A 9133-nucleotide genomic window follows, 5' to 3' on the forward strand; every position below is an offset into this window, starting at 1 on the left:
CATATGTAAAGACATTTAAAATTAAAAAAGAAAAAATAAATCCAATAGTAACACCTATAATTGAGGCGCTGGAGCTGGCTCTCAACGCTAGCCAATTTTTATACTTTCTTACCTTTTAAGAAAAGCACAAGGCGCCCGCCTATCGGCGACAAGCAAATGTTCTGAGACAAGAAAAGTCCGATCTTGACTTTTATTGGCTCAGGTTATTTGACCTCGAGCCGATGGCGCCTGGAGCTGGATCTCAACGCTAGCCAATTTTTATACTTTCCTTGTAAGAAAAGCGCAAGCGCCTTGGTATAGGGAGAACGACTAAAGGCACAACGACAATTGGACATTACCTAGATGATAAAAAAGATGAGACCGAATAGTTGGTCTCATCTTTTTTATGTGTAAAGTATGGAAAGAAAAGCAAAATTTCACTTTATTTTCTATACATTTCACCCATCTTAGGCCTTTTCCATATAATAAAGCAACAAATAAAAGGGGAGTTGGAAAATGGAAAAGCTACAAGTCGGGCAACTGACTGTGATCATCGTTCCTCCAGCCACTTCGTTTGCCCCGGTGGACGGACGCAAATATAGTTTGGGACTAACAAAAGCCGGAAATGCTCATGTTTTATCCATTGGTGCTTCCTGTGACATAGATGAGGACAGTTCAGAGCAAGAGGATAAATTGGTGCTAGAGTGGAAGCCAAAAATGGGGGAGTATGTACTAACAGGAAAAATCAAAATAAATGAAAAAAAATGGGACGTAGAGAGAGCAAATGAGCTTTATCAGCAATGGCAATATGAAATTCCCTATCTGCTTTCTCTTATCGTGAAAGCAGATTACTCTCTATTTCAACATGTGCCTTGGTTATTAGACGCACCTATTTTAATAGAATGTTTTTCTGAATATCCACAGTCTCATTCTGTAAAAAAATTTGGCACACCAAGAAAATATTTATCTGCTTGAACAGAGACTCCATTCACAAATGGAAAAAAGGAGCATAAGAATGAAACCGGAGCGTGGGGTTCCGGTTTCATTTATTTTCAAGGTTATGTCGTTAAAAATAAAAATAATTCCATAATGTGGAAGGTATAATAATATGGTATGCAGTATACATAATATATTGATATATTTTTTGATATTAATCTATCAATATTTTAAAAGGAGGGATCTTATCGATTGGATATAGACAAGGTTTTATTGTGAATGCCCTTGCCTAAAGGCTATATGATGAGAATTACGGGTGACCGTCTAAAATCTACTATCGATCTAACAAAAATGTAGGAGGAATGAAACGTGACCAAACAAATTAGTTTCATCTTTTTTATGTTCTTCATTAGTTTTTCTCTGTTTTTTCAAGGACCAAATGCTGACGTTATGGCAGAAGAGTTGGATAATGAAGGTGTTTGGAGTAAAAGAGCGGCAATGGCACAGGACTCATTGCAATCAAATTTTTGGAATGCGGAAACGAATTTATTCAACAATAAGTATCCGTGTCAAAATTGCAATGACCAATTCCATTACTGGTGGTTAGCTCATGCTATAGATACGCTTGTTGATGGTTATGAGCGTACGAATAACGATGAGTATCTTCATCAGGCCACTGCGCTGTTCAACAGTATTGTGGAAAAAAATGGCGGAATAACAAATCAGTTCTATGATGATATGCTATGGATGGGACTAGCTTTACTTCGGTTAAACGAATATAAGGATGATCCAGAAATTGAAAGCGCTGTTTTTACTTTATGGGAAGATATTAAGCAAGGATGGAATAATGAAATGGGTGGTGGAATTGCATGGAATAAATCACAATTGGATTATAAGAATACACCTTCCAATGCCCCTGCCGTCATTCTTGCCTCTCGTTTATATCAAAAGTATGACAATCCAGATGATCTAGAGTGGGCTAAAAAAATCTATGACTGGCAACGCTCCATTCTCGTGGATCCGCAAACAGGTTTTGTATGGGATGGTATTAATCGGACTGGTGATGGAAATATCGATAAGAACTGGGAATTCACTTATAATCAAGGTGTATATATTGGTGCATCTGTCGAGTTATATCGCATAACAGAAGAAGAAAAGTATATGGAAGCTGCATTACAGACAGCGGAAACGGCCATTGATCGACTGGCCGATCCCATCACGAACGTATTAAATGAACAGGGAGGGGGAGATGGAGGACTATTTAAAGGAATTTTCATTCGCTATTTGGGCGACCTAATAGAAGAAGAGCCGCAACAAAGATATTTAGCTCCATTCATCCTGGATAATGCGGAAAGCGCTTGGGAGTTAACGAAGTCAGAAGATAAGATTTTATTCGGTGCTTCCTGGAAGCGAGCCCCTGAACTTGAAATCGAATTAAGTCAACAATTGAGTGGTGTGATGTTGATGGAGCAAGCTTCAATGATTGAAAATGCTTCTCCTCCCCAGTCGCTATCACTTCTTAATGATATGATAGAGCAGTTCGAAACTGAAGGTGAAATCACAAGCGATCAAGCCGCTCATTCACTGAAACTTCATTTAACTGCCGTTAGACATTTTGAACAACAAGAAGCTGTCGAGAAAGTTGTTAAACATTTAGAGAGTTTTAAAGAACTCTTGAATCATCAAAAAGAACAAGAGTTGATTTCTAACAAAGCGCATCGTCTCCTTCAAGCGACTACCAATGACTTAATTGAACAATTTGCCGATTTACTAAAATCAAGGTAGAAAGATTCTTGCTTAGGTTGTTGTAATCGGTCTGAGAGGGATATCGTCTAGGAAACTGTGCCTACAACGTAAAGCCCATTTCCTAGACGATTCCTCCATTTTTGACATGCTAAAAAAGTTTCAGTGGCTTCAGAGAATCTAATGAAACACTTTGTTTTAATATTCAACTGCATAATGACAATAATTTTCCTTAATTCCGAGACATAACCGACTCAAACATCACCTTTTTATGTCGCTTTTTGGTTCAAATGAATAATATGTCTCATAAGTCCTCATAATAAAATCTGAGGTGATTGACATGATTTTAAATAAAATAACGAACAAGATATCCGACTGGAACTCTGCTCATCTTAAAAAGAAAATAAGTACCAACCGCCACAAGGGTACGTGCCCCGACTGTTCTGGAAGAGGTTTTTTTGTCACGGATGCATTTCTCGATCCGACTTGTCCTAGTTGCAACGGCACCGGCTCATATTCGGACTGGGCTGAGACTACTCTGCAACAGTTTGAGTAGTGTTTTAGTTATGTCGCTTTATGTTCGGGTTTTCGCTTTTTTCTTTCTTCTTGTTCTTCCAATTGTTGTTTCTGCCTAAGTTTTTCTTCCGCCTTTTGCCATCCTGTTCATTTTCGTAACACTTTTCTACGAATTTTTTTGTGTTAATTCGGCACTAAATATCTTAGGTGGTGAAACTATAATGAAAAAAGGAACCCAAAATTTAAGTATGGAACAGCAAAAAAAAAGATCATGAAACTGAAACTTCCTTCCAAGTAGACAAAGCAGACAATTCTAAAAAGAAGAATGCAAAAAATAACAAATAATTACTGGGAGCGGATAGCTCCCTTTTTTTGCTTTTATGTCGCTTTTTTATCGAACTGCGAACTATAAATAACTGAAATAAACTCAATTAATATTTCGAAATTTCTTAATGTATAGTTTGGGTTATGTTATAATTTTCCTTAGTGAAACAAGGAGGTACGAGTGTAAAAAAATAAAGTGAGAAAATCTTAAATTATTTTATTAATTTTAGAATAAACATGATGATAATGAATTATTTTTCATAAAAGCATTTGTTAATGACCATATTATTCAGTCACTATAATTCTATAGAATACATTAATCAAATATAAACAGTAGCCATCTCATTAAAAATTGAAATGAGGTGGCTGATTACGGCTTTTAATTAGTTGATAATGATGTGCGTTTCTTCGTACAAATGCTTCTTTTTAGTTGTCTATTGTTCATACAATCATATATTTCTTATTGTCATGTGTTTTACCGAATCTTTTTGATTCAAACCATAACGAAAAGAATTAGCTTATAAATACATAATATTCAAATTTATTAGATAGGGGAAAGCGATATGAAGAAAACTTTAAAGAAATTTGAAGAAACTTTGGATGCCATTCAGAAATTAAAAGATGTACAAGAATTTCAATTAAATGAACCGATTAGTAAAGGAAAATAGTCTATTAGAGAAATTTTAGGACATTTATATTATTGGGATAAGTATAATCTTGAAAAAATGGTACCGTTAATGGCTAACGGAGCAAACTTGCCACAGTTTCCCAATCATGACCAACATAATAAGGAAGCAATATCATTTTTAAGAAACCACTCAGTAGAATCTATTATAGATGCTTTCATAGAAACACGGAAGGAACTTATTGAACATATCTCAAAAGTAGGGGAAGATGTTAGGTTTACAATAGGAAAGGGGAAGCGGATGTTCTCAGGTGAAAGTTTTATAAAAATCTTTGTAAAACACGATATTCATCATTTGCAACAAATAAATGGGAAATTAAACAATTAGATTATTTTTGTTCTAATCTTATTGTGCTAACGGCAGCAGGTTAGCTTAACAAGCCAAATTAAAAAAACGCTTCCTGAGCGTTGTAAAGGGACCGATTTTTTTATGGTATAATTTGCTTAAAGTTGTAAATGCAGTTTCCTGTATATATAATTTATCAGACATTAAGATTGGAGGCCGGTATCCAGAGATAATAAAGTTATTTAATTTATAATAAAGTTCTTTAAAAATAATAAAGTTGTTTAATTCTTATTCAATTAACGGGGCAGTTTACAACGAGATTTATATGTTAGGGGTGATAAGGTGAATATTAGATCAAACAAGAATACAGAAGTCAATAAATTAGTAAAAATATGGTATGAAGGTTCTTTAATAGCACACGACTTTATTAATAAAAATTATTGGAAATCACAGCGATCGGAGATGGAAGAAAAGTATATCCCAATGTCCGAAACCTATGTTGTAAGTAACGAAAAAGATGTTGTCGGTTTCGTATCAATGATGGATAATTATTTGGCTGCATTATTTATTGATGTTAAGCATCAAGGTAAGGGATATGGAAAGGGATTGTTAGATTTTATAAAAAGACAGAGGGAAAATATACAATTAAAAGTGTACAAGAGAAATAAAAAAGCCGTTGATTTCTATTTTAAAAATGGCTTTGTAATAAAAGAAGAAACAATAGATGAACAGACTTCCGAAGAAGAATTTTTAATGGAATGGAAAAAAGATTAGGTGTTGTATTAAACAAACGGACAAGAATTGTGTAACAGCTTGCCCTTGACTGCCGTGCCCACTTCTTAGTGATCGCTGGAAGGGGTACGGGGCCCCGCCTGCGGAACTTAGAAGTGATTGTCCGTGGTACGCTGTTGATGCGGATGAGCCCTTAAAGGCTGTTTTTTCGCCAACCGCTAACTAACAGGTGCTTTTTCTTAATGAACTAACGAGTGCGATGCTTGAACAAGGTGTCGCCGTTTTTCTTATTGAAGAGTAATGTTGAATAGGGTAGGTATTTGCTGTGTTAGTAAAATTCTTTTTCAGAATGTGAAGGTGTCAAAATGAATATTGCAGAGGAAATCATAATTTCTCCATTAAAGGATGAATTAATTGAGGACATCAATAAAACAAATGATTATTTTAAAGTGTTTGGTGAGGTTGTACCCAGTTTTCAATCAGGAAAATGGTCTTTTGAAGAAAATCTATTTGATGAAACTAAAGAAATTCGTTTCCCAGATGATAAACTTGATTGGAGCCGATATATAAACCGTGATGATAAAGCTCTATTTTTAGCTTATAAAAATAATAATTGCATTGGGCAAATTAGAATAATTAAAGATTGGAATCGTTTCTGTTATATTGAAAATATCGTCAAAAAAAGAATTTAGAGGTTCTGGAATCGGGAAGTTGCTCTTAACTAAAGCGGAAGAGTGAGCAAAACAAAGAAAACTTATCGGAATGTCTCTAGAGGCTCAAGATGATAATCTTGGAGCGTGCAGGTTTTATTTGTATTGGTATAAGGTATTCAAGTAACGGGGGCGTTAGTGAAACAAGAAGTAAACAACTTTATTATTCATATTTCAAGGATTACTTAAGCAAATAGATATAATTTAAAACAACTTATAGAAATTAAATTTTTATAAATTAAACTTTTGTCTCAATGTTAAGAGTATACTTTTATTATGAGACAGTATTTCTTTCTCTACATTTAACTTCTCATAATGAATATTATGTAAACTAGAAGGTTGAATAAGAAAAAAGATGGTTGCTTCTCTTTTTACCATCTTAATAAATTAATCATCAATAAATCGAACACTATATTCAATTACATCATTTATGAATAAATGATTCTTTTTTGCGAATGCTTTTACTTTTATTAATAAATCTTGATCGTAAGTTGTTTTATATTGTATACGATCTTTAGGCCGTAATTCTTTACACACTACAATTTTTTCATGAGTTAATAACTTTTTTAAACCATCTTCAAGAAGATAATTCACATGAGTATTCTTCTCCTCGGCGATTTGTTTAAGTGATTCTAATATTGATTGGCTGATATTTGTTCGGAATGATATTCTGGTATTATTAGTATGGACTAATTTTCCATCTTTAAATTTCCACCTGGGTATATCCCTAGAATCATCCACGTCATAAGGTTGATCTGCATGTTGTGTCATATAAACCCTTTTATACACATGAAAATTATGGGAATTCACATTTTCGTATATAATGTCAGCAAGCTTTAAAAGACTAGCTTTTCCTTTCATCCATACACGATAAATGGGATTGCCTGTTTTGCCTTCTATAGTTGTCATTTTAAAAGATAAATTCCACTTTGAAAACACAGACAAAAGTCGATCTGTATAATCAAGACTGTTCCCATCTAACTTGAAGAAATGTCCTGCTAGCTCAACAACCTTATGCTAATGAATCAGCGATGGAGATAAGCCAATTACGGCTCCTACACTCCGTCAATATTTCATATTGTAGAGCCTTCCCAAACATTGGACCTAACTCTGCCCAAATCAATTGTTGTTTATCACTGTCCCCAATGTAAACAGCCTCGTTTGAACGAATGGTTAAGTTTTCGATAGTGTGATGTTCTACATTAGGTACGTGAATACGGCTTTTTGTGGTACCGAAAATCCGAAATTCGAATGTTCTTTCTTCCTTACGGCAAACTAGACTCACACCAACTACTGTGTCGTTAGGTTTAAGGTCACGTACAACGTTTTTACCAGTTCTTTCACTTTCAGTGGTCATTTCATCAATCTCTGCTTGGGTCAAATTATCAAATCCATAGTAAACCTGAATATCGATAAACTCTGCATTAACAGGGAATGCAGGCTCCCATAAAGGCACTTTTTCCTTTAGTTCATCGAGACCCTTTAGCCATTTTACAGCCTCGTAATTTGTTTGTTGACTGATTTTTTTCTCACCAGCAATATATATCCCCTTACCCATGCCAGGTTTCAATTCTCTAATAATTTTATCAACATCGTTCTCCTCTTGAAATAAGTCGATATCCACGATTGCTAGCACTTCTCCTTTTTTACTTTTCATTTCCATGTTCTACCACCCCTATTCAGATAAAAAATGCTTACTCGTCGCAATTCCAGATTTCCCTTCCGATACTTCCTTCACCAAACTGTCATTAGTTTAAGTACATTCTTTTAAAATGTTTTTATCAGGTATTTTCAAGGATTACTAAATGGAAGTTATGTATCATTTTAAGATAATGTCCAATACCATCTAACGTAATCCCTTATCTTGGCAAGAATCAACGTGACTGTTCTGCTGCTATTCCCTGAAGCTAGTGCCTCACTATATAACCTCTCGGCTTCTTCGTTATAATTTAGCAATTTCTTAGTGTTTGGTGCTTTAAGGTACCTTTACTAAAACATGACTTTTTATGCGTAGATCTTTTTCCATCTGAGAACCACCCTTCTCTTGACTATTATAGGAGTAATTTTTCAATAATTCAATGTATTCTGGGGAGTCGAAAGTTTTTGTCGAAAAAATAACCCAATCAAGTGACCTATGATATGGGGTAGTACCAGCGAAGCTGTCACTACCCGCAATAAGGAATTAAATTAAAAATACACCATTTCTAATGCCACTTCTTCAATTGGAATTCGCTCCATCATATCCAATTTAAAGATTCCGTAAGGATTTACGTGGCTGTAGATAAGCGGACTTAACGCTCTCAAATCTTCAGGTGTCATCGTATCCATCCATTTCTTTTCTGATAAAACAGATTGAATCATGAGTGTATTTATAGACACAAGGCAATTTTGTAATAAATGCAGGGAAAGAACAGCAACCTCCTGGTCTTCCAATCTATTTGTTGAAATTTCCCCACCTTTTCCGTAAAAAATAAATCCGTTGGCGGAATTCCAATTCTCCACAACATTGAGGCCTTCATTAATTTCCCTCCGAATGTCTTCCGAACCTATATAATCACATAAGAAAATGGTTTTAATGACTTTTCCTAGCTAAGATAAAAGCTTGATAAGTAGAATGTTTTAAGTCACTTCTTGTAAATCGTTTTAAGATTGCCTCTGTTTCAGCAGTACCAAGGCGTAGAGCAGTAGCGTATTTAATCATCTGATCATATTGCTGACGAATCAATTCCCAGTTGATAGGTCTTGTAAGAATGGGTTATAAATTAGGAAAAGCATCACTCATGCCACTATCTGGCCTATACAACTTTTGGGAGTTGATAGCTTTTAGTGTGGCATAAGCTGAAACCCCAAGAGATGGCAAAAGGCAAAAGCTACTTCGCTTTGACCGTGACTATCTACATAATTTTTTTCAACCTCCATGCTTGTACAGTGCTTCAAAACTCCTTCAATCATTGACGCTACCTCAGAAGAAGAGCATGATTTTAATTGAGAGTAGATACAGGTTGAATGTTTAGCCACATGCCAGTAAATCATGACACCTCTGCCTCTATATCGAATATGCCATTCAGTCATTAGGTAAAGTGGACCCCATTGTCAAGACACGGATTTTTAATTTTTAAGGTGGGGTAGAACGTGGATCTTCTACTATGTTACAGCCAGAAGGATTTGCATGGCTTACGAGGTTGGATTACCCACCATTAATTTTTGTTTGTGAGCCATCCT

At 35.1% G+C, this 9133-nt stretch carries 6 protein-coding genes and 2 pseudogenes; 5 read left to right on the plus strand and 3 right to left on the minus strand.

Annotation, left to right across the window (positions count from 1 at the left end; translation table 11 throughout):
- Positions 1-495 precede the first annotated feature (495 nt).
- The 5 genes and pseudogenes from MUB24_RS22385 (at position 496) to MUB24_RS22405 (ending at position 6038) form a co-directional block, all read left to right on the plus strand.
- On the plus strand, positions 496-954 hold the full coding sequence (locus MUB24_RS22385; RefSeq protein ID WP_244707859.1) for a staygreen family protein: 459 nt from the start codon (positions 496-498) through the stop codon (positions 952-954).
- Positions 955-1284: 330 nt separating this feature from the next.
- Positions 1285-2700, plus strand: a complete 1416-nt coding sequence (locus MUB24_RS22390; RefSeq protein ID WP_244707862.1) for a glycoside hydrolase family 76 protein — start codon at positions 1285-1287, stop codon at positions 2698-2700.
- A gap of 1478 nt (positions 2701-4178) precedes the next feature.
- On the plus strand, positions 4179-4511 hold the full coding sequence (locus MUB24_RS22395) for a DinB family protein (protein ID WP_313898491.1): 333 nt from the start codon (positions 4179-4181) through the stop codon (positions 4509-4511).
- A gap of 300 nt (positions 4512-4811) precedes the next feature.
- Positions 4812-5243, plus strand: coding sequence for an N-acetyltransferase (locus MUB24_RS22400; RefSeq protein ID WP_244707864.1), 432 nt, complete (start codon positions 4812-4814; stop codon positions 5241-5243).
- Between the two features lie 323 nt (positions 5244-5566).
- Positions 5567-6038, plus strand: a pseudogene (locus MUB24_RS22405) (GNAT family N-acetyltransferase).
- Between the two features lie 260 nt (positions 6039-6298).
- Here MUB24_RS22405 and MUB24_RS22410 read toward each other — a convergent pair.
- The 3 genes and pseudogenes from MUB24_RS22410 to MUB24_RS22420 form a co-directional block, all read right to left on the minus strand.
- Positions 6299-6820, minus strand: a complete 522-nt coding sequence (locus MUB24_RS22410; RefSeq protein WP_244707868.1) for an rRNA methyltransferase — start codon at positions 6818-6820, stop codon at positions 6299-6301.
- A 103-nt stretch (positions 6821-6923) separates the two neighbouring features.
- The gene (locus MUB24_RS22415) at positions 6924-7574 is read right to left on the minus strand and encodes a hypothetical protein (protein WP_244707870.1); all 651 of its coding nucleotides are present in this window, start codon (positions 7572-7574) and stop codon (positions 6924-6926) included.
- Between the two features lie 524 nt (positions 7575-8098).
- Positions 8099-8986, minus strand: a pseudogene (locus tag MUB24_RS22420) (transposase); the annotation flags it as partial.
- Between the last annotated feature and the right edge of the window lie 147 nt (positions 8987-9133).

Origin of the sequence: Lederbergia sp. NSJ-179 (assembly GCF_022867885.1) — a bacterium.
Classification (GTDB): domain Bacteria; phylum Bacillota; class Bacilli; order Bacillales; family Bacillaceae_C; genus Lederbergia.